The organism is Polyangiaceae bacterium, from assembly GCA_016715885.1.
Lineage (GTDB): Bacteria > Myxococcota_A > Polyangia > Polyangiales > Polyangiaceae > Polyangium.
In genome coordinates this window covers 141,571-163,979 of the sequence record JADJXL010000022.1, presented here as the reverse complement: position 1 = coordinate 163,979, position 22,409 = coordinate 141,571, and the positions used below count along the sequence as shown (strand labels likewise).

8 protein-coding genes are annotated in these 22,409 nt (G+C 62.3%); 4 read left to right on the top strand and 4 right to left on the bottom strand.

The features are described from left to right. Positions 1-9: 9 nt before the first annotated feature. Both IPM54_32800 and IPM54_32795 read right to left on the bottom strand, forming a co-directional pair. The gene (locus tag IPM54_32800) at positions 10-753 is read right to left on the bottom strand and encodes a polyprenol monophosphomannose synthase (GenBank protein MBK9264552.1); all 744 of its coding nucleotides are present in this window, start codon (positions 751-753) and stop codon (positions 10-12) included. Positions 754-822: 69 nt separating this feature from the next. Further along, positions 823-4,965, bottom strand: a complete 4,143-nt coding sequence (locus tag IPM54_32795; protein ID MBK9264551.1) for a zinc-ribbon domain-containing protein — start codon at positions 4,963-4,965, stop codon at positions 823-825. A gap of 233 nt (positions 4,966-5,198) precedes the next feature. Between IPM54_32795 and IPM54_32790 the strand changes: the two genes are divergently transcribed. The 3 genes from IPM54_32790 to IPM54_32780 all read left to right on the top strand — a co-directional run bounded on the left by IPM54_32790 (position 5,199) and on the right by IPM54_32780 (position 15,673). Then, a complete protein-coding gene (locus IPM54_32790) occupies positions 5,199-5,801 on the top strand; it encodes a peptidylprolyl isomerase (GenBank protein MBK9264550.1) in 603 nt (200 codons plus the stop codon). Positions 5,802-6,000: 199 nt separating this feature from the next. After that, positions 6,001-10,716: a hypothetical protein gene (locus IPM54_32785; GenBank protein ID MBK9264549.1), complete on the top strand. Its 4,716-nt coding sequence runs from the start codon at positions 6,001-6,003 to the stop codon at positions 10,714-10,716. A gap of 31 nt (positions 10,717-10,747) precedes the next feature. Continuing rightward, a complete protein-coding gene (locus IPM54_32780; GenBank protein MBK9264548.1) occupies positions 10,748-15,673 on the top strand; it encodes a tetratricopeptide repeat protein in 4,926 nt (1,641 codons plus the stop codon). Between the two features lie 59 nt (positions 15,674-15,732). On the opposite strand, the gene IPM54_32775 is transcribed toward IPM54_32780, so the two are convergent. Beyond that, on the bottom strand, positions 15,733-17,184 hold the full coding sequence (locus IPM54_32775) for a haloacid dehalogenase-like hydrolase (protein ID MBK9264547.1): 1,452 nt from the start codon (positions 17,182-17,184) through the stop codon (positions 15,733-15,735). 285 nt (positions 17,185-17,469) lie between these two features. Here IPM54_32775 and IPM54_32770 point away from each other — a divergent pair, with 285 nt between their 5' ends. Beyond that, the gene (locus IPM54_32770; protein ID MBK9264546.1) at positions 17,470-17,877 is read left to right on the top strand and encodes an MAPEG family protein; all 408 of its coding nucleotides are present in this window, start codon (positions 17,470-17,472) and stop codon (positions 17,875-17,877) included. A gap of 169 nt (positions 17,878-18,046) precedes the next feature. On the opposite strand, the gene IPM54_32765 is transcribed toward IPM54_32770, so the two are convergent. Next, entirely contained in the window at positions 18,047-22,405 is a 4,359-nt protein-coding gene (locus tag IPM54_32765; protein ID MBK9264545.1) for a M36 family metallopeptidase, read from the bottom strand. Positions 22,406-22,409: the final 4 nt, after the last annotated feature.

The window sequence follows — 22,409 nt, the reverse complement described above, 5'->3', positions numbered from 1 at the left end:
TTCATCTCGCTACCCAAATAGCCTCAACCTCCACACCACCACCACCGCCTCCAAGAAAATCGTACGGCTCATCTTCGATTGGCCCACGCGGCGATCTTCGAATACGATGGGCAGTTCCTTGACGGAGAACCCCTTCATCAATGCCCGGTACGTCATTTCAATCTGAAATGCGTATCCCGTGCTGTCGATGGATTCCAGGTCGATCGATTCGAGCACCTCACGCCGAAAACATTTGAAACCGCCCGTCAAATCCGCCACGTCCACGCCGAGAATGGTCCGCGCATAAAGCGACCCTCCACGACTGAGGAGGCGTCGTCCCAATTTCCAATTCACCGTGCCTCCTCCAGGCACATAACGTGAACCCAGAACCAAATGAGTCCCTCGCTGCGCTTCGTCGATCAATGCAGGCAATCGACCCGGATCGTGACTAAAATCCGCATCCATTTCCACGACGAACCCATATCCGAGCGACAATGCCTCGCGAAATGCATGCAAGTACGCCTTGCCGAGCCCTCGTTTTTCCGGGCGATGAAGCACACGAATCCGCGGCTGCGTCAACGCAAGCTCGTCCGCGAGCTTTCCCGTTCCGTCGGGCGAATTGTCGTCGACCACGAGCACATCGACCCGCTCATCCGCCGCGAGAACCGCACGCGTGATGGCTTCGATGTTGTCACGTTCGTTGTACGTGGGAATGCAAACGAGCGCGCGTTTGGCGAACGAATCGGACGGTGAAGCATCGTGAGACGACGACACGCCCGAACGTTACACGACGAACTCGCAAAGTGGGAGGGTGAAGAACGATGATGTGCTCGGGCGCAAAGGTCAGTGTGACCCAGGGCCCCGTGGTTCGAGGAGTTTGATGGCTCGCTCGGCATCGGGCCGATAGGCATTGTTGACGGGTGCGAGCTGCAGGTATCGTTTGTAGCCTTTGAGGGCTTTTTCCTTTTGCCCGGTGGCTTGCATGGTTTCACCGTAAAGGAAATACAGGTCGAAATGCCACGATTGCGACATATTCGGTTTCGCCTCGACGAGCTCGACGGCTTTGTCGAGCTCGGGCGCGGCGGCCGCGCGATTGCCATTGCCTTCGTAGATTTTGCCCAGGCGATAATGCCATTCCGCGATGGATCCATTGCCCTCGATCGCTTTGATCCACGCGGCGGTTGCATCGGGCCAGCGCGCCTGGTCCTGATAACAAAGCGCCATCGTGGCATACGCTTCATAGCGTGACGGCCGTTTTGCCAGGGCGACCTGGAGATCCGCGAGCGCATCGAGCGTTCGGCCTTGTTTGTGATAGAGAATGGCTCGTTGCCAATAAGCGTCGGCAAGCTCCCGGTCTAGCTCCAGGGCGCGTTGGATGGCTTGTTCGGCGCGCTGAACTTGATTGAGCTCGTTCGCAGCCCAGCCAACGTACAGGTAATATTCGGCGCGATTGGCATCGATTTCGGTGGCGCGATCCAAAAACCGAATGGCTTCGGCCGCGCTTCCACCCTTGAGAAGCAGGGCCCGACCGAGGAAGTGATTGGCATCTGCGGACGCGGCCCGATCTTTCAATACTTCGCGTAGGATTTTTTCTGCTTCGTCGGGGTGTCCAGCAATGACCTGCGTCGATCCTACGCGGAGCTTGAGGTCGACGTCGTTGGGCGCTTTTTCGAGCGCTGCGGCGTACATCTCGAGGGCCCGTTCGCTTTGCCCCATTTCTGCATAAAGGATGCCTCGTTCGAGCGCCAGGCCCGGATAATCCTTGTCGGCGGTCTGGAGTTTGTCGAGCACGCCCATTGCTTCTTCGAAGAGGCGCATGCGGCGGAGCGTCACGCCGAGACGAAAGCGTGTTCCAAGGTCGTCCTCTTTTGCAAGAGCTGCCTCGAATTCCGCGCGAGCTTCGGCATAGCGGCCGGCTTCCGAGAGCACCTCACCCTTGGCGCGATGGAGTGCGGCGAGGTCGGGATACTTGGCGCTGGCCTCGGCAAGTTTGGCTTGCGCCTCTTCAGCTCGACCAACCGACGACAGGAGTGCGACGAGAGAAACGTAGGCATCGACGATGTCCGAATCGCTGCCGCCGAGCTTGATTGCCTCGAGGTAGAGCGTTTCGGCGTCTTTTTTGCTGCCAAGCGCTTCTTCGACGCGGCCGAGCCAATACGCGCCAATGGACAATTCAGGTTTTGCTTCGCGGATCTTTTTCGCGAGATCCTTGGCGTCCTTCATGCGTTCGAGCGCGAGAAGGGTTTTGATCGCCCCGACCTTTGCCGGAATGCTCGTATCGTCGGCGCGCATGGCTTCTTCGAATCGAAGCAGGGCTTGTGAATTGCGGCCCGATCGGAAGAAGAGCTCGCCGTCGCCAATCAGAGCTTGCACGTTGCGCGGATCCATCTTGAGGGCCTCGGCAAACGCATCGGCCGCGGCGGAGACACGTGAACGGAGCAAATGGATACGACCAGCTTCGATGAAGGCTTGCACGATTTGGCCTTCGCTCGTCGCAGTGCGCACTTCGCCTTGATCCGTCACTTTGCTCAAGAGGGCGATGGCTTCTCCTTCGGTGGTTGGAAATCGACCAATGATGGTGGCGAGTAAAATGCGAGCGCCGGCGTGTTTGGGGGACACCTCGATGACTGCGCGAGCGTTCTTTTCTGCTGCATTGAAGTCACCGGCGGCATGCTGCGCGCGTGCGAGCCCGAAGAGCGCTCTGGCGCTCTTTTCCCGCAGCGAAACCGCGTGTTTCCACACGGCGAGCGCGTCTTCTTTCATGCCCGCGGCAAGCTCGATCTCCCCGATGAGCGCGAGGGTATCGATGTCCTTCGATTGCGGCCCGCCGGCGTCTTTGACAACGCGCCTGGCGGCTTCGAGCTTGTTTGCAGCCTTGTGTTTCGCCGCGACCGCGAGCATGCGTTCACGGCTCGGTGTATCCGCGACGAACTCGAGCAACTGTTTGCCGAACGTCTCGTCGCTTGCGCGCGGTCCATGGCGAATGCTGCTGAGGAAAGCGACGTAGGCCGTATACGCTGCGGTCGCTCGATGTCGCGGCAAGTTGATCTGCGCGGCTTTGGCCGTGGTCAATGCACGAGCGGCACTGCCCGCAGTGTCCTCGTCGAGCATCGTTTGAACGTTGGTTTCGAGCTGCATGAGGGCTCGAGCGTGATCATCGGCCTTGATGGTGTCGGTGATGGCATAGATGCCAAAAGGACCGATGTCGGGCAGGAGCGCGAGGGATCCTCCGCCGACGGCAACGAGCACGGCGATCCCCATGGTGAGGGCACGCCGTCGCAACCGCTCTTTGCGGCTCATTGCAGGAGCGGGCGCAGCATCTTGACGACCACCTTTGGCAGGTTTGTCTTTCCGAGCTGCGGCATCCGCTGCACCGGCATCGCCAACACCGAGCTCCACTTCGTCGCCGATACCGCCCGTGATGTCCGTGCCCTTGCTCGGCCCCGGTGAAGGCGTGTTATTCGTTTGCACACCAAGGGAAAACTCTTCGCCCGGTATGGATGGCATGGATTGCCGCGTCGCATCGCTCGGCGCTTTCGGCTTCGACGCGGGCGCATCCAGCGACAATTCATCGAGCGCGAAGTCGAGCGCAGGACTTGCCGGCTTGGATGGCGGCAGCACGACCGCGCTGAGGTTCATCGACGATTCACTCGTCAGCGGCAGCTCGAGGTCGCCAAGCACGGAAAACGCGGCGACAGCGCTGGCGGTCGTCGCTGGTTTGGCTGCAGGCGGGAACTGATGTTCGCCGCTCTGTCCGACCGGAAGCGGAAGATCGAGCTTGCCGAAGGACGCGTCGGCTTCGGGAGCAGGAAGTTCGAATTCGCCAAACCCGCCGTCGTCGGACGTCGCAACGTCGGGAACAGGTAGGTCGATTTCGCCGAATGCCGCGTCGCTCAGAACGGGTAGATCGGCGTTGCCCGGGCGGGATTTCATCGCCGGAGCCGGGGACTTGGATGGCGAAGGTGCAGGGACCGCGGGAAGATCGATTTCTCCGAACGACTTGGCCGGTTCACGAGGCGGCGCGGGAGCGGCCAAGCCGATCGCGCCAAAGCCCTTGGCTCCTGCATGCGCAGGCACGGTGGCAGGCAGGTCGATTTCGCCGAAGGCCATTGCTGCTTCGTCGATGGGCAGCCCTGTATCCGGAAGGTCGATCTCGAGCGTGCGTTTTGCTGGTGGGCGCGCGGGAGATGGAAGCTCGGCCTTGTTCGCGTCGCGTGCCGACGGGTTTGTCCCAGCGGCAGAAAGCTCCGCGGCCGAACGATTGGGTTGCGGCAATGGAGGAGCGATGGCGTCGCGTGACGGCGCGAGCGCAGGCAGATCGAGGGCCATTTCATCGGGTATCACCGCAGCCATTTGGCGCACCGTGGCTTTGCCTCGAGGCGGCACGTCGACATCACGCTCGGCAGCTTTGGTGACGCTCGTTTTGGGAACGGCAACGGCGGGAAGGTGCGGGGCCGTTGGTCGTTCGGACGGCCTGCGATGGTCGTCGCTCGTGATTCGATCGAACACGCTTGCTTCATCGACGGCGCGCGGAGCCGTAGGTCGGTCGGATGCGCGAATGCCTTCGTCCGCAAGCGGATCCATCGCGACTGCAACGGGTTTTTCTTTTGAAACCAACGTTGCGGGCGACGGCAGATCGAGCTCGGCGAGAGCGTCATCATCCATCGCGGGGATGTCGAAACGACTGCCTTCGCCGCGCGCGAAAGCGAGCGCAGCTTTTTCCGGCGTCGTTGGAACCACGGCTTTGGGCGTTGGAAGGCCTTGTTTGGGAAGGACCGGGCCGCGAGGAAAAACGGGCGCGACGCCCTTCGGTCGTGGTGACGCGGGGACGGGCAGATCGCTCCGTCCCGCAAGATCCACCGTCGGCTTCTCCACCAAGATCGAGTTGCCGCACTTGGAGCAACGCATTTTGAGCCCCGATGCGGGGACTCGCCGCTCATCGACCTGGTAGGGAGATTTACATCCGTCGCACTGGACGTTGATCATGCTCGCGCCCTGAATGAAGAGAACGGCGCATCAGCCCTTGCGCGACGTCGATGCACCAGGATCGACAAGAGCTCGGCACGGGATGAGGCACCTATCGTCTGAAATTCTTCTTCCCCTTCTATCAGGGTTTTGGGCGCATTGCTCTTTTGCGACGCTGTTGGGGCCAGGATGTGGGGAGCATGTCGTGCTGCGCTTTCGCGCATCGTGAGAAATGTGCTAACGCGCTCGGCCACATGCAGAAATGGACCGCCCTCTTCTTCGCCACGCTGGTGCTCGGGGCTCTTGCGCTCGTGATTTTCCCCGCGGATCGTCGTGGGGCATCCGTGGGCTCGGTAGCAGCAGACGCGGGCGCGTCGGACGCATCCGATGCGGACGTCGTCGATCTGGATGCAGCGACAACGGACGCCGACACGGCGGCAGAACCATCGGGCGAGATCGATCCGGCGCAGCAAGCAGATGCTGGTGGAACGCTCTTGTTATCGGGTGAAGCGCCGCCAGGTTTGGCGGCGGATGCGCCGAAGTCCGTGGTGTTCGGCGTCGTTCTCGTGACGTATCGCGGGGCGCAAGGGGCGCCTGGTGCGGCTCGGGTGCCGGCGACTGCGCGTTCTCGCGAGGCTGCGCTGGAGCTCGCGAAGGAGCTCGCCGAGCTTGCCAAGACCGACTTCAAGGCGGCCGTGGCCAAAGGCGACAAGGGGTCGATGGAAAATGCCGGACGGCTGCCGCGCGGAGTGCTCGAACCCGCGCCGGAATACGTGCTGTTCAGTCTACCGAAGGGTGGCGTGAGCGAGCCTGTGGACACGCCGCGAGGGTATTGGATCGTTCAGCGGATCGAGTGACGGAGCGTCACCTGCGAAGTACCGAAAGATACCGTTCGCCCGATCCGTGCGGACGAGGCTTTACTCTCGACAGCGCGTTTCGTTAGTCTGCGCGTCGCGGAATGCACTTCATCAGCAACCCGTGTTCGCGAGAGGCGCTGCGAGCCCAATGACGGTAGAGACATCCACCCCCACGGGGCCCGCCGAGGATGCGGCGGCCTTGCTCAACCGACTACGATCCGAGACCGCCGCACAGGAGGACAAGGCGTTACAGGCCTTGCTTCTTCACGAAAGCGGCGTGCTGGAAGAACGGCATGGAGAAGAGCCGGCGGCGGCCCGCGATTATCTCGCGGCCTTCAATGCCGACCCTCAGTTCCGTGAGCCGCTCGAGGCGCTCGTTCGGATCTTGACCCGACGCAAGTCCATCAAAAACCTGGGCAAGCTGCTCGACGCGCTCACGCGCGCAGCGGCGACGCCGGAGGAACGCACGCGCGCGTTTTGGGAGCGAGCCGCGTACTTGCAGGATTACGAGCAAGATCTTGCAGGGGCGAAAGAGGCGCTCGAAGAAGCCGTCAGTGCCAATCCCGAGGATCCGACGCCGTGGCTCGAGCTGGAGCTGCTTGCGGCGAAAGAAAACGACCTCGCCGGACGGATGCGCGCCATCGAAGCGCGGGCGGAGCTTGCGACGGACGCCACGTGGAAAGCGTTTCTTTTCATCGAGCTTGCGGAGCTCGCTGCGAAGTCGGGTGACGCGCAACGAGGTTACGATCTCATCGATTCCGCCGCAGCGCTCGAAGGCCACGGCCGATTCCGTTCGCAACAGGCGCTCGAAGCCATCGCGATCCGAGATCAAAACGCGTCCGTTCTGTCGCGTGCCCTCGAAGGCCAAGCGGAGCTCATCGAAGAGGCGATTGCCGAACCCGAACGCGGAGATGCGAATGGCGTTCCGCGATGGGCACGGCGGCCCGAGTGCGCAGCGGATGCGTGGCTGCGATGTGCGGAGATCAAGCGTCGGGCAGGAGATCACGATGCGTGGGTAAAGCTGCTTGCGCGTGCTGCCGAGCAACTTCCGCAGTCGTCCGTCATTGCTCGAGCGCGTTTGTCGTCGCTGGAAACGATGGGCGATGCGAAGGGTGCGGCAGCGCTTGCACGAGAAGAGCTCGACCGAGGCGCAGTGGGTCCCGGTGCGGCAGCGCTTTGGCTGCGTATTGCCGAAGCCGCCATGCTCGACAACGATCGAGACGGTGCGCTCGCGGCTCTGCGTAGCGCGCTCGAAGCGGACCCTGCGTCCATCATGGCTCGTGCGCTCGAGCTCGATCTTTTGAGCGATGCGCAAGATCCTTCGGCGCTCGCCAAGTCGCTCGAAGCGGCGGGTGAAGTTTGCCCGACGAATGACAGCAAGATTCGCGCGGCGCTCGTTGCTGCATACGTGTGGGCGTCGAATGCGAGCGACACGGATGCGGCCAAAGCAGCGCTCGCGCGAGCCGCAACGCTCGGGACGAACCCTGCCGTGATCGCGCGGGTTGCCCGCATGCTTGCGTCGATTCGCAAGGACAGCGCGTGGTACGAGCAAGCAACGGCGGATCTCCTCGCGGCTGGTGCGGAACCTGGCGAGGTTGCGAGCTTGTGGTTCGAGGTGGGCCGCAGCCGTTCGCTGCGTGGTGACGTAGCGGGTGCCGGCGAAGCTTTTGCCAAGCTCGCAGCGCTCGAAAGCGACGGTGACACGGGTTCGAGCTGGCTTGGTCGAGTGCTCGGGGCGTACGCGCTGGGCATCAAGAAAACGGCGCCGGGCGAAGCTGCGTATCGTGCGACGCCCGAGACGATCGAAGCGCTGGCGAGCGTCGAATCGGACGCGAACTTGGCGCGTGGCTTGTGGGTCGTCGCGGCGCTTCGTAGCGCTCGAACGGGCGACATCGAACGTGCGCGCGCTCGGTTGCGGGAGCTTCACGAAGCTGCACCGGGAGACGAGGTCGTCGCGATATTCCTCGCGGATCTCGAACAGCGCGGGGAGAACCTCGCGGCCGCGTCCACGGTGCTCGCCGCATGTGCAACGGCAACCGACGACATCGACTTGGGCGCAGCGCTCTACATCGAGGCTGCGCTTCTCTCGTGGCGACTCGGTGATCGAGCCAAGACGCTGGACCTGCTCGAGCAAGCTCGCGGCAGTGCTGCAAAGGCGGCTTCGGCGGTGCTTGCGTGGGCGCTGCGCGGAGCCGATCCCGACAGTCTCGACGGTCGTCGCCGCGCGCTCGCAACAGCGCTCGAAACGGGTGCGGATCCGGCGAGCATTGCGCTCGAGCGATTTGGTTTGGAAATTGGTTCGGGCGAAGCGGGTGATCGCGGCGAAGCGCTCGTCGCACTCGAACGCGCCGAAGCGGATGGTTCGGGCGACATCACGGTCGCGGCGGGTTTGGCTCGGCTTTGCTGGCCGGATGCGCTGACGGATCGAGAAGCGATCGAACGAGCGCTCGATCGCCTCGAGGATCAGGGTGACGAAGCGACGGCCATCGCGCGTGCGGAACGATTCCGCATCGCGCGGACGATCGATCAGGACGTTGCGGCGACGGTGGGTCGCGCGGCGTCGTGGGCCAGTGCGGAACCGAAGCTGTACGTGGCGCTGGAATGGCTCGGCGCTGCACTTGCGGCGAAGGATCGTGAAGCCGAGGTGTCTGCGCGGCGTGCGGTGGCGTCGTTCCTTGGGGACGAACCCTGGGCTGCGATGGAGTCGTCCGCGTCGATCGTGGCAACGCTGGATCAGCCGAGCATGCCGCAACCGCTGCTTGCCGGTACGTCCGCGAAGACGCGCTTGACGAACCTGGACCTGTCATTGCCGGGTTGCGATCCGCGGCGCCGAGCGTTTGCCTTGAAAAACGTTGGCGAAGCGTTGGGCGAAGACGCTTCGAACGATGCAGCGGCCTTGGCGGGTTGGTCCGAGCTTGCATCGGGCAACACGGAAGCGGCATTGGCCACGTTCCGCGCTGCCGTCGAACGGCGTCCCGATGACCTCGTGTCGTGGGAAGGCGTGCGTTCGGCAAGCGAGGCGCTCGGTGATCACATCTCGACGGCGCTCGCCTACGCGCAGCTCGGCGCGCTCTGCAGCAATGACGCTCGCGGCGCCGAATTCTGGGAGAGAGCCGGTCTCATTTTGCTCGAGCACACCGAAGCGCACGACGACGCCGAGATTTCGTTTGCGCGTGCATTCGAGCGTGATCCGAGCCGATCGGTTGCGTTCGACAAACTTTTCCGACGCGTTCGTGCGCGGAACGAGGACGACCGGCTGCTCGAGATCATGAGCCGCCGTCTCGACGTAGCCGACGACGAGGTCGAGATCAGCAAGCTGTTCTGGGAACGCGCTCGCGTGCTTCGCAAGAAGGGAGATCGCGAAGGAGCGTTGTCGGCACTCGAGAACGTCACGATGATCGAGCCCGATCACGTCGGCGCACTCGCGCTGTCGGGCGAGATTGCGATCACGATGGGCAAGTTCGGCGACGCCGCGGATTATCTCGGGCGGCTCTCGAGGATCAAGGAAGCGCCGACGCAGCAGCGGCTCATGTCCGGTGTCGCGGCGGTGGACATTTACGAGAACAAGCTGAACGCGCCGGACAAGGCACTCAACGTGCTCGTTGGGCTGCACGAAGCAGGTTTGTCCACGCCTCCGGTGCGTGAACGTCTTGCACGCGTGGCAGCGCGCACCGGTGCGTGGTCACGCGCGACGGCGATCCTCGAACAGCTCATGCAAGAGCGTGAGAAGCGCGAAGGTCGCATGGAGGCTGCGCGGCTCGCGATGGCCATCTGGCGGGACAAGATCAAGGAACCGCTGAAGGCAGAAGCGGCCGTGACGAAGCTGCTCGACGAGTCGAACGACGACGGCGAAGCGCTCGACATGGTGCTGACCACCAACTACGACGCGTCGCTACAGAAGCGCCTACTCGGCCGCGCCAAGGCGGTGCTCTTGAACAAGCTCGCCGAGGATCCTTGCGATGCGGATCGGGTCGAGCGGCTCGCGAAGATTGCGCAGTTCGAGCAGGACTTGGCGTTGCGACAGGCGACGCTCGGATGCCTCGTTTCACTCGGTCGTTCCAACACGACAATCTCATCGGAGCTCAAGAAACTCGACACACGCGTGGCGGCTCGTCCGCAGATCGTGCTCGACGCGAGGGCGATGGCGGAGATTGCCGATCCGGAAGATGGTGGTCCGATTGCCGAGCTGCTCGTGCAGATGGCCGAGACCGTATCGCTCGCGCTTGGCCCGACACTCAGCACGCTCGGCGTAGGCAAGAAGGAGCGTATCGATTCGCGTGGTGGTCATCCGCTACGTCTTGCCGTTGCCGAGTGGATGGGAGCCGTTGGGTTCGAGGGTGATTTCGAGTTGTACGTGGGCGGTCCGAATCCAAACCTCGTGAGCGGAGTTGCGGGAGACGTCCCAGCGATCGTGCTGGGTTCGGCGATTGCGGCGCCCTTCGATGCGGCCGCACGTTCGGCCGTGGCGCGTACGGTATTCGCGTTGCGCCGCGGCATCATTTCGCTGCGAACGCGCGACGAAGTGGCGCTCGCGTCGGTCGTGATTGCGGCGTGCAACGAGGTCGACATCAAGATCGCCAACCCCGGTTATGCGGTCTACAACGAGATCCAGCGCGCGGTGCACAAAGAGATCTCGCGCAAAGTGCGCAAGAGCATTGGGGAGACGTGTTTGAAGATCGTCTCCAGCAAGCAAGATGCGCGCGCTTGGGCTGCTGCTGCGCGGCGCAGCCTCGATCGCATGGCGGTGATCGCCGCTGGCGATGTTTCGATCGTCCTGAGTGATCTGCTCGGAATTCCGAGGGATCAGCTTGGTTCGACCATCCCCGAGAGTGAGCGCGGTCGGCGCCTGCTTTCGTTCGTGCTTTCGCCCAACTATCTCGAGCTTCGCAAGAAGCTCGGCATGGGCGTCCGGTGAGCAGCGATTCTGGAGCAAAGGATCAGGGCCCGTGAGCGATCACCAAGACGATTTCGACATCGCAAACGTTGCTGACGACGACGACAACGAAGCGACCCTATTGGCTCGAGTACCCGATGAGCTGCTCGGCGCGTTGCGTGCGCCGCCCGCCGAAGAAGGTTCGTCCGAAGTCGAGGCCGACGCCATCGAGGAAGAGACGACGATGCGTCAGCCCGATGGCGTGGTCGAAGCGCTCCTTGCGGCGGACGCGAGCATGGCGGCGGACGAGGAAACCATCGATGGGGCCGATCTCATCGAAGAAGAAGCTCCTGCATCGCGTCCCGAACGCAAGGCAGTGGACGCCGCTCCATCGTTCCCGGACGAACAGGACGCGTCGGCGCATCTGGTCGGCACGCAACAACGCGATGCGTGGGCAGAACGCGCTGCGTGGCTTCGAGCGGAAGCCGAGGCCATCGAGGACAAGGCGGCGCGCGCACGAGCTCTCGTGGCCGTGTGCGAGCTGTATGCAATGGCTGGCGAAGAGCAAACAGCCCGGGCCATTGCTGCCGAAGTGCGCACGCTCGCACCAAGCTCGCCGCTTGCTCACCATCAGCTTCGCGGCCTGCTCATGCGGGACCAAGACTGGCAAGGTGCACTCGAAGTGCTCGACAGCGAAGCGCGCGTTTTGCCGACGAACGCAGCGCGCGCGCACGCCGCGATGCTCGGCTCCGATATCGCTCGCGTTCGGCTCGAGGACGACGACGGCGCCAAGAAGCGGCTCGACGTTGCGCAGCGCGTGGACGCGGCAGATCCGCGTCCCTTCGTGCAGCGCTTCACCGAAGCGCTTGGAGATGCAACGGATCCGAGCGCGTTCACGAAAGTTCGCGCGCCGGAAACGAAGGACCTGTCAGCCTTGCGTGACGCCTTCTCCAAGGTGTCCATCCATCGCGGCAACGCTCCTCGCGGCGTACGCAACGTCGTGTCCACGTACGACGCGCTGCTCCGAGCGCGCGCAGCACTCGAAAGTGGCGACGTGTCGTCCGCCGTCGCCACGCTCGGTCGATTGCAGAGTGCCGCGTCGCTCAAGGGCGGCGCGGGATGGCTCGCGAGCATGCTTGCGGCAGCACGAAAGGAAACGCGAGGCAACGCGATCGAAGCCTTGCGTGGAGCTCTCGACGGTACACACGACGCCGATGCGCGCCGTGCGCTCGCAGCACGCGCCATCGAGCTCGGTGATGCGCAGGCAGCCCGCTCGGCGATCGAAGGCAGCGACACGATCGCGTTCTCTGCGGGCGATCGACTTGCACTCACGGCCCTCACGGGCGGCTCGCGCGAAGTGTTCGAACAAGCCGTCGAAGCAGCCGCGGGCGATGACGATCTCATCCCGCTCCTTGCAGCTTCGAGCGCCGTGACGCGGGATCTCGAGAACCCGTCGACGAACCTCATCGGAGCCGGTGCTACGGCAGCTCGCGCCGGCGCGGCTCTTGGTCGCGCTCTCGGTGCGCTTCGTGCCGACGACAAACCCCTCACGTCGAACGATGCGCTCGCAGCATCGATCCTTGGTTACACGGAGTTCGTTCCCGAGAGTGGAACGGGTCGTGCGCTCACGCTCGAGCTCGACCTCGAAGGAAAAGCGGGCGCCAAGATTGCCAACGCAGTCGCAGGATGGCGTGGAGAGCAAGCCGAAGGTGACCGCGACGGCGCGCTGGCAGCAGCACTGCTCGCCGAGCTCGCGGGCAACACGAAACTCGCAAACGAAAGCTACGCGCGTGCACGAGCAGCGGATTCCGCGCACGAAGCAGCGGCCCGCGCAGCCGCGGCGAGTGCCGAGCCGACAGAAGCCGCGACGATCCTTTCCGAGCTATCGCAATCGATGCAACCAGGAACGCGTGCAGCACTCGTGCTCACCGAAGCGGCCAACCGCTTGCTCGAGCTCGATTCGCCTGGATCGACAATCGAGGATGAGCGGGACAAACTTCTCCGAGGCGCCGCGGAAATGGATCCGCACATGCCCCTGTCGATTCACATCGGCGAAGGCATCGCGCGCTCGGCCGGAGATCGCGATGGACTCATCGAATGGCTGCATGCACGTCGCGAATCGTGCGAAGACCCGATCGAGCAAGCTCGCGACTATCTGCGCGAGGCATTGATCACGCCCGAGGGAGCGGGGCACGCGACGGGTCTGCTCACGCACGCGCTCAAAGCGCGGCCTGACGACATCGGCCTGCGCGAGCTGTTCGAGCGTCTATCGCCGGAAAGGCCGAGCGATCGTGCCGCTTTCCGCGCCGAACGAGCAGCCGCATCGACGGGTGCCGAAGCCGCACGCTGCGCGCTCGATGCAGCACTCGAATACGAACGCGACGGAGACCTCGCCAATGCATCCGTGATGGCGAAACAAGCCACGCTTGCCGGGGAAAACCTGCTCGCGCCGCTATGCGTGTACCGCACGGCGCTCGCTGGCCACGGCACGGGCGAGCTCGTCGAGTCGCTGCTTGCGCACGCAAAGGCAACCGAAGATCCCACCGAGCGACTCGAAACCTACGAGCGCCTTGCGGAGCTCGACGAAGTCGGACGAAACGATCCCGGAAACGCGCTCCTTTGGCGTCGCGCGATTCTGGAAGGCGCACCGTCGCACTTGCCAACGCTCAGGCGCATCGCCAGCACGCTCATCATTGCTGGTCGCGACGAAGAGCTCGAACCCGTGGTGTTCGCAACGGCCAAGACCCTCGAAGGGCCCGAAGCCATCGCGCACGCACAACTCGCAGCCCGTCTTCGTTTGCGCCTCCGCGGTTGGGACGACACACGCGAAGCGGTCGACGTTGCCTACAAAAACCAGCCGCGCGGAATTTGGGCACTGCGACAAACCGCAGCTCATGCACGCGCGGGTGGCGATGAAGCGCTGGCCCTCGAAGTCGACGTCGAACTGGCCGCGCGCACGGAACGCTCTTCGGAAGTTTCAACGTTGTCGCTTCGGGCGGCCGAATCGGCAGAGCGTACTGGTAACCTCGAAAAAGCACGCGAGCTGCTCGACAAAGCCATCGAAGCTACGCCGAGCCATTTCGTGCTGCACCTCGAACGAGCGCGCGTCCTCGAAGCTCTCGGCAACTTCGCAGACGCAGCCGAATCGTACGAGGCTGCAGCGCAGACGAGCATCACGCCGGAAGAGCGCGTGCAAGGCCTGTACAAGGCAGCCGTTCTGTTTGCGGACAAAGCAAATGACAGCGAACGCGCGCGCGGCGCATTCGAACATGTCTTCTCGACCGATCCGTCCTACCGCGACGTGTTCCAGCGCTTGAAGGACGTGTACGTCGCGACGAACGCTCGCGCCGAGCTCGCCGCACTTCTCGAACGACGTCTCGAGACGATCACCGACCCGGCAGAACGTGTCGACATGGAGATCATGCGCGGCCGCGCTCTTGCCGACATCGGCGATGCGGGCGCTGCAAAACGCGCGCTCGCTGCTGCACTCGAGCAGTATCCCGATCACGTCGAAGCGCTTTCGGCGTTCGCCGAAGTCAGTGCGAAAGAGGAAGATTGGGAGGGCGCGGAGCAAGCCTGGATTCGCCTGGCGCGCTTGGTCTCCGAACCAGAGCGTCAATCGGATCTCTATTTGCGACTCGGCGAGCTCTACGATGGGCCGCTGCCAAATGCCGAACGCGCCGAGCTTTCCTATCAGGAAGTGCTGAAGCGCTTCCCCGACAACGAGGCGGCACGGGAAAAACTCGTCGAGCTTTACAAGAAGACTGGCGACACCGCGAAGGCGCTCGAACAGCAAACGATCCTCATCAACAACGTCGAGGATCCCGAGGCGAAGTGCCGAAGGACCACGGGACTTGCGTCCATCTACGAAGCGATGGGCGACACGAAGAAGGCCGAGCAAACATTGCTTCAGGCCCGTAAGACGTGGCCCAAGGACGACACGGCGCTTCACGCGCTCGCCAGCTTCTATCAACGCACCGATCAAGCGCAGGCGGCAAACGTTCTTCTCGAACGGGCCGTCGCAGATGCGCGTCGAGCTCTCGGTACGGGTCGATTCGAACCGTATTTGTTCAGCACCGTAGCAACGGTTGCCGAGCTCCGGGGCAAACCAGCGCAGGCGCGCATTGCGCGGGCAAGCGTCGCGGCGCTCGATGGTGCAGAGGTCGAGATCAACGGCGCAGGAGAAGCTGCGGGCGATGCGACCCTCGATGACTTGCTCGCACCGGACATCATGACCCCGGCGTTCCGCGATTTGTTGCAACGCACCGGATCGCTGCTCGATTCAGCAGTCACGTTCGATATTGCCTCGGTGCGTGGAATGCCTTTGCCGCCGCCCCAAGCCGAGCTTGCGGACGAAATCAAGTCCATCGCTCGCGCTTATGGCATTGGCGACGTTAAAATCTACCAATCGGCAGCCCTTGGAGCCGTGTGCGTCCCGGCAAGCTCGCACCCGGCAACGATCGTTCTCGGGCAACCGCTCGTCGCATCGGAAAATGCCGCGGTACGTACGTTCTTGATTCACCGCGCGCTCAAGGTGATTCAGACGAACGCTTCGGCATTCTCGCGAACGGCGCCGATTGACCTCTGGCCGCTGCTTGCAGCGTACCTGAAGGCGCTCAATACGGCGTTTTCGCCTCAAGGAGTCGACCCCGCCAAACTTGCCGATGCTTCGGCCAAGATTGCCAAGGCAATGCCTGCAAACGTGGATCCGCAAGTGCGTACGCTCGCAACGGACGTCATCGGCAGCATTGGCAATCGCGCATCGACGCTCAATACGGCCATCAATGGTTGGGGGGCTCGTGCGGGACTTCTCGCCGTGGGTGATCCCAATGTCGCGCTCGCGGGCATTGCGTGGGCCGGTGGTCATACGAATCAACCGCCGGCATCGGGCAAAGAGCGCCTCACATGGATTGGTCGAAATGCCGAGGCGCGCGAGCTCATCGTATTCTCGGTCAGCGACGCATACAGCGATGCGCGCAGCCGCCTCGGTCTCGATTGAGGTTTCCCGCCAATGAACCCGAGGGGCCTCATGACGAGGCCCCTCGTCATCCAATCAGCTCAGTAGACCGTGTCCGTCTGGTCTGCGATGATTTCCTTTAGCTCGTTCGTACAAGGCACGGAAGCCCCTGCCTCGTCCTTGCACGCCGTCGTCGAGCACGGATAGCCCGCTGCATATTGGCCTTTGGGCTGAATGAACATCGGGTTGATGATCCACTTCTTGTCGTGGTTCGCGTACCCGTTGCACATGATTTCGTTCTTGTTGCGATTGATCACGAGCTTCAGGTGCGTCGCATCGTGCAGGAAGGAAATGTCCGTATCGGAATCGCCAGCACCGAAAACGGGGCGTTTTGCCATGTCCGGATTCGTCATTTCTGCTGCCGCACCACTCTCGCCGTAGATCACCGTGTTCATCCAGCAGCGCTTGCCCTCGATGTAGCTGATCATCGTATTGCCCAGCGGATTGCCGCTGCCATTGCCCGATCCGTCGGGAACCGAGCCGCAGCCCACGATATCGTACGTGTGTTTGCCCATGGCATCCTTTACGGTTCGAATGCCAATGACGTGGTCGGCGGCAATGTTCACCTTCTCCGCAAAGGCTTCGACGATGGGCTGCGACGATGCGGAAATGACCCAAACGTCGATTCCGTTCTTCTGCATGACGTCGATGAGGTTTGCGATTTGCGCATAAATTCTCAGCCACGCATTGACGGACGTCGTGCCGACCGTTTGTGTCGCCCCCTCGGTTTCCGCGAGTGCAGCGTCGAGCGCCGTCTTGGCAAATCCCTTCAATTCATCCGTCGTGAAGCCGGCTTGCAATTGAGCGACCCACGCGTAGGCCGGTTCCATCGTTCGATAGTTCCAGCCTGAATATGCGGCTGCACCCGCCGTGGTTTTCGCCGTCGTGTACACCGCAACGAGCTCATCCGCGCAAGCCGCATTGGTGCTCGTGGGCAAAGGCATTCCCGCAGCCGCCAAGCTACCACAGGCAGCGGCCAATGCATTTGCGGCTTCGGTCGTGAGATACCGACTCGTCGTCGTCCAATCCTTGTTCGGCGGCTGAATGATCTTGTCGTTCTTCACTTGATAGAAGAACATGATGTCGCCAATGTCGTTCTTGATGACGGTGTTGTCCCAGTCGTAAATCGCGACCGGCTTCTTGTTCGGATCGTAATTCGCGCTGTTGACCCCGACTTGGTCGATCATTTCGTCGAGCGCTTTGCGGTTTTCTCCATACCACATGAGATTGGTATCGAGATCCGGTACGGCCATCATGCCGCCGCCGCTTCCGCCGCCACCCACTCCACCAGTTCCTCCCATTCCGCCGCCACCAGCACCACCCCCGGCCGCTCCCCCGTTACCGGCCATTCCACCTTCCCCCGCAGAGCCACCGGAACCGGACGAGCTCGAGCTGCTGGTCCCCGTCGTGGTCGTTTCGTCGCAACCGACCGTCAATGCCCCCGCGCTCGCCATGAACGCCGCAAGAATACCGCAATGAAGTTTCGTCATCATCGTTAAGGAACTCCTTCCCTCGATTCACTCTAGCAGGCCGTATGCCAAATGTGTTCACAATCATTTTCGACGCATCGCGTTGCGCGAACCGGATTTGTGATTTGAGTTATGAACCACAATGCGCCCCTTCGTTTGCGCAGTCGAACAACAGAAAACTAGCGCTTCGCTGCAAAATTGATCTACGCTTCGCCAATTAGGGGGAACGCGCACCCGATTTTTCGCCCGTGTATCCTGCGAAGAGCGCGGTTTCTCGTCTTCCGAATCTTGCCGAGGAGAACTTTTCCCATGACCATCCCGCTTTGGACCTTGCTCGTTGCCGTGATCCTGCCTTATGCGTGGCTGCCTGTAGCCTTGTCGGCTCGCAAGGAGCAATTCGGCAATTTAGACAATGCGCATCCGCGCCTTCAAACATCGAAGCTCGAAGGCAAGGGTGCGCGCGCATATTCTGCGCACCAGAACGCAATGGAAGCACTTGCCGTGTATGCGCCCGCAGTTCTCGTAGCGCATGTCACGCATGCCAACCCGACGCATTCGATGATTCTTGCGATCGTGTGGGTCGTGGCCCGCTTTCTACATGGCGTCTTGTACGTTGCCAATGTCGACAAGGCGCGGTCGATGATGTTTGCGCTCGGAATGCTGGCCGCAATTGGCCAATTCGTCATTGCAGCAATGGCTCCGGCCACGCCACACTGATTGAATGGCATGACTGGACCAACCGCGTTTCCCGCCCCTACGCGTTCATCGTCCCCCATATACCTCCAAACAAACCGCCCACGCCATTGACGAGCAATGGGTGGGCGGAACCGAATGCGCGCGAGGGGAAAACGCATCGAGCGATTCGTTTTCCCCTCGATGCAGGTTGTCAGGAGGGTTTGCCGCTGCGACGACGGCGCACGAGCCACGCGCCAACGAGTGCGAGGAGCGAGCCTGCGACATCGCGAGCGGGCTCTGGACGCTCGCCGCCAGGAACGGAGCAATCGCAACCGCCTTCGCTGAGCACCGGAGGCGGCCGAGTGGACCCGCCGCCAGCTCCGCCTTCGCCCGCCATGCCGCCTTCGCCAGCCATGCCGCCAGCGCCCGCCATGCCGCCTTCGCCAGCCATGCCGCCAGCGCCCGCCATGCCGCCTTCGCCAGCCATGCCGCCAGCACCCGCCATGCCGCCGCCAGCGCCGCCCATGCCGCCAGCGCCCGCCATGCCGCCTTCGCCAGCCATGCCGCCAGCACCCGCCATGCCGCCAGCGCCGCCCATACCGCCAGCGCCGCCCATGCCGCCAGCGCCGCCCATGCCGCCAGCGCCCGCCATGCCGCCAGCGCCGCCCATGCCGCCAGCACCCGCCATGCCGCCAGCGCCGCCGGTGCCCGGTTCAGCCTGCACCAACACGTTCACCGAATCGTTCGCAGACGCGGCACCGTCGTCCACCGTCAACTGGAACGTGAGGAGCGTATCCATCATGACAGCGGGCGCGACGAAGTTCGTCATGGCACTCATTGGCGCGGAAAGCATCACACCTGGCCCCGCGGTCTGCGACCACGCGAATGCAAGGGGGCTCGGCTGGTTGTCCGGATCAGAGCTTCCGGAGCCATCGAGCATGACATTGGCGCCGCTCGGTACGACCTGATCGACGCCTGCATTCGCAATCGGTAGCTCGTTCATGCACATGCCATCCTCGGCCGCCTGAGCCGAGAAGGGCTTGTTCGTCAGGCCCGTGAAGGCGATGTTATCGATGTACCAACCGCCCGAGCCAACAGCCTCGTCCGTACCAATGCGGAAGCGCAGCTTGATGGTCTTGTTGGCGAGCGTCGTGCCGAAGTTAATCGTTTGGTTTACCATCGTGCCGTTGGCAAAACCATTCGTAGCATTGACGTACCCCGTCCGACCGCCGAGGGGATTGCTGGCCTGGGTGCTGATGGTGCCGCCATAACCGGGATTGACCCCGGCGAGCGTACTGATGTCGGCCCAGTTCATGCCGCCGTCTTCACTGTATTCGATGACGGCGCCATCCCAGTTCTGACCCTGCGAACGTTCGAATTGGTACCGATGCTGGAAGGTCATGGAGAAGGCGCCTGCACCGACGGCGAGGTCTGGCGATTCATAACGATGGTCGCTGACGCTGGCGATGTCTTGACCGTAGATCAATTCATTCGCGGCGGTGGCGTTCGGCCGAATGATCTGCCAAAGCGTCGTGGCCGTCCCCGAGGCGAGCGTCGCCGACCAGGTCTTCTCGAGCCCCTCGAAGGTTTCGGTCGTCGATGCATTCGGCGTCAGGGGTGCATACGAATCGTAATGCACTTCGGCCGCACCGGTGGCATTGGTCGTCGCCGTGCACGCCGACGGTGCATTGATGACGATATTGAGGGGTATCACCGTCGTTGCATTCACGGCATTCGACAAGACAACCGGCACGTAAGCCGTCGTCGTTTCGAAGACGTTCGTCATCGGCAACATTGTTGAATTCCCACTGGGGAACGTGAGGCTCGGGTTGCTCGACGTGACCGTCACGGTTGCGCCCGATAGCGGTGACCAGCCAAGGTTTTGGATGTTGATCGCCACTTGACCGGTTTCCCCTGCATCCAGCACGCCGTCGCCATCACAGTTCGGCACGCCCTCGGTGAGCTCCGTCGAAATGAAGACCGGCTGCGGATTGGCCGTAAAGCTTTCCACGACGCCCGTGAGCGTCGTTGAATTGCGCGCTGGCGACACGGCACAGGCGCCGATGCCACGCGTGGCATAACCTGCTGCGAGATCCTGAAAATCCTCCAGGTCTCCGCCGGCAATCGCCGCTGCCAAAATGCCGTCGCGCTGCTCGGTGAACGTCATGTTCGCTGGGGCGGCCTGCATGCCACCCACGACGTAATCGGCCATTTTGCGTTTGGCTTGGTCGAACGTATGCCGAGCATTGGGGCCTTGCGCATCGAGGAGCAGATTCGTGTACGCCTCGAACATCATCGTGGCCCAAATTTCGCCCGCGTTGTGCACTTCGGAGTTTTCGTTGCCGAAATCGATGACGCTGGGCGGCAGCGCTTGACCGTCCGAGATGTGCTTGAACGTCAAGCCATTCTTCATCATGTCCTTCGTATACGCGCACCGACGAATTCCGTAATACGCGCTATCGCCAAACGTGGCGCCCGCGTACACGGCCGTCGCGTAAACACCCGTGGGATCATCGCCTTGCCGAATGAGCATATGCAATGCGACGAAATCGCCCCAGCCTTCGCCCATGGAGCCACCTTGCTGCGTCCCCGGGCTCGTCAATCGGTGATGAATGTAATGGCCCCATTCATGTCCGACGATACCGTTGTCAATCGTTCCATCGCGGTCCGTCGCCGGTCCGCGGACCATCGTTCCCGTGATCGTACCGCCCTGAATTTGCGTTTTCAGGCTGGCTCCGTCGGCTTGCGTGATACCGAGCGTACCAATGTTGATCGTATTGTCCGTCCCCCCCATCGGGCTCGGGGGCAAGCCCACTGCTTGGTTATTTGCAATGAGGGCGCCGATGCCTCCCGCATTTTGAATGTTCTTCACCTTGTCCACGAAGGCACACGCTCCACGATCGGCAAGCACGATCTTTCCCGTATACGTGTTTCCGCCGCCGGTCAGCGCCTGACATGCATCCGTGAAGTTGCCGGTGTTGCCGCCATCCTGATCGGCGGTCGAATTGTCCTGCGCCACCACGATTTGCGCAGGCCCAATGTTGAACGCCTGAGGCCCGAATCCCGCAACGCCAGCGCTGAACGTCTGGTTGCCCGGATTCACCGTCAAGCTCGCATTCGGCGGCCCGTCCCATACGTACATCTGCATGCGCGGCGACGAACCATCTGCCGGCGTCGACATGTTCGCGTTGTTGCGATTGCCGGTGTTCGCTCCATCTTGCGCTTCCAAGAGCAGGCGATCATTTCCTGCTCCACCGCGCCCATAATTGTTTTGCTGCGCGTTGCCCGCCGCCTCGTTGAAGCCCGAATCGTACCAATAATCGTGCAGATAATTGGCATCGAAGAAGAGCTGCGTAATCGACGCGCGCACCTGATTCTGGCTCACGGTCGGGTTTTGCGACGTATTGTATACTCGATCGAAAACCCCTGGTGCCGTCGTGGTTGCGCGGTAGTCCGGATTGTTGTTGGCATCGAGATCCGCGTAGGCATCGGCGTTGTTGCCGGTCGACTGCGTCGCGCCCATGGCGAGCCATGGATCGAACGTGCCTTGAGGATTCGTATTGAAACCGTCGACCGTCACCAACACGGGCGCCGTGTACGCAGGCGACGAACCATCCGGCAATCCCGTCGGGTGCGGCGCATAATCGGCCTGCGGGCCATCCGGTGGCGTAAAATTGGGCGCTCCATCCGACCACACGCGATATGTGAATGCGGCATCGTGCGTCAAACTGCGCCGTTCGAGCATCCGGCCGTCGTCGGCTGCGATCACGTACGAATACAAAACCGATTCTTTTGCCGTCTTGTCCCAACCCCAGATTTCAACGTAATGCGCGGGAACCAAGCTGTCCGGCATTGCGAAGTACACCTTTTTGACACGGGCTGGTCGTGCCATACCGATATTTTTGCTTTTCGTCTCCGCCGTATCGACGAGATTGAAGAACGAATACCCGTATTCGAGCCTCTTCGTATCGACGAACGCGCTCGCCGGGACCTTCGTCCCAAAGAAATCGTTGAACGCACGAGCAATCGAATTTTGCGGCGCCAGACTGAACTTCGCCGAACGTGTCATCTTCGCCGATGCGTGCGGGTGCAAATTCCCCATGATTGCCACGAGCTCGCGATTCGAACGCATGAGGACACTCAGCTCGGCACGATGAACGTCGATCCCCTGTGCCTTTTGCCGAAATACGACGATGATTCCGCCTCCGGTGTCGTGCACGGCCGCTGCATTGGCCGTCGAAAGAGCTCCGGACCCGAGGCCATAAAGCGGCGCGTAGTACTCCAGATAATACCGCGCCGCCGCTTCGGGGCGCGCTTGCAACGAAGTCGGAGCCATCGGGCCATTCTGCGGCGCCCAGAAGACCGTCGGCACGCCCCGCTTCTCATCGATGCTCGTGACACCGACCACCATTTCCGACGGCACGAAGTTGCTCGAAAGCGGCCGAGTTTGCGCCTCAGGCGCGTCGAGATAAGCGTCGTAGTTGGGCAAACCGTGCCCGCCAGCGAACGCGAAGGATCCCGTGAGCATCGTAACCAAGACCGAAGCGTAACGTACAGTGCGTTTCATCATTCCT

Coding starts and splice junctions, on each gene's coding strand:
- IPM54_32795 (MBK9264551.1), bottom strand. CDS start 4,965: ATGATCAACGTCCAGTGCGACGGATGTAAATCTCCCTACCAGGTCGAT.
- IPM54_32790 (MBK9264550.1), top strand. CDS start 5,199: ATGCAGAAATGGACCGCCCTCTTCTTCGCCACGCTGGTGCTCGGGGCT.
- IPM54_32775 (MBK9264547.1), bottom strand. CDS start 17,184: ATGATGACGAAACTTCATTGCGGTATTCTTGCGGCGTTCATGGCGAGC.
- IPM54_32770 (MBK9264546.1), top strand. CDS start 17,470: ATGACCATCCCGCTTTGGACCTTGCTCGTTGCCGTGATCCTGCCTTAT.
- IPM54_32765 (MBK9264545.1), bottom strand. CDS start 22,405: ATGATGAAACGCACTGTACGTTACGCTTCGGTCTTGGTTACGATGCTC.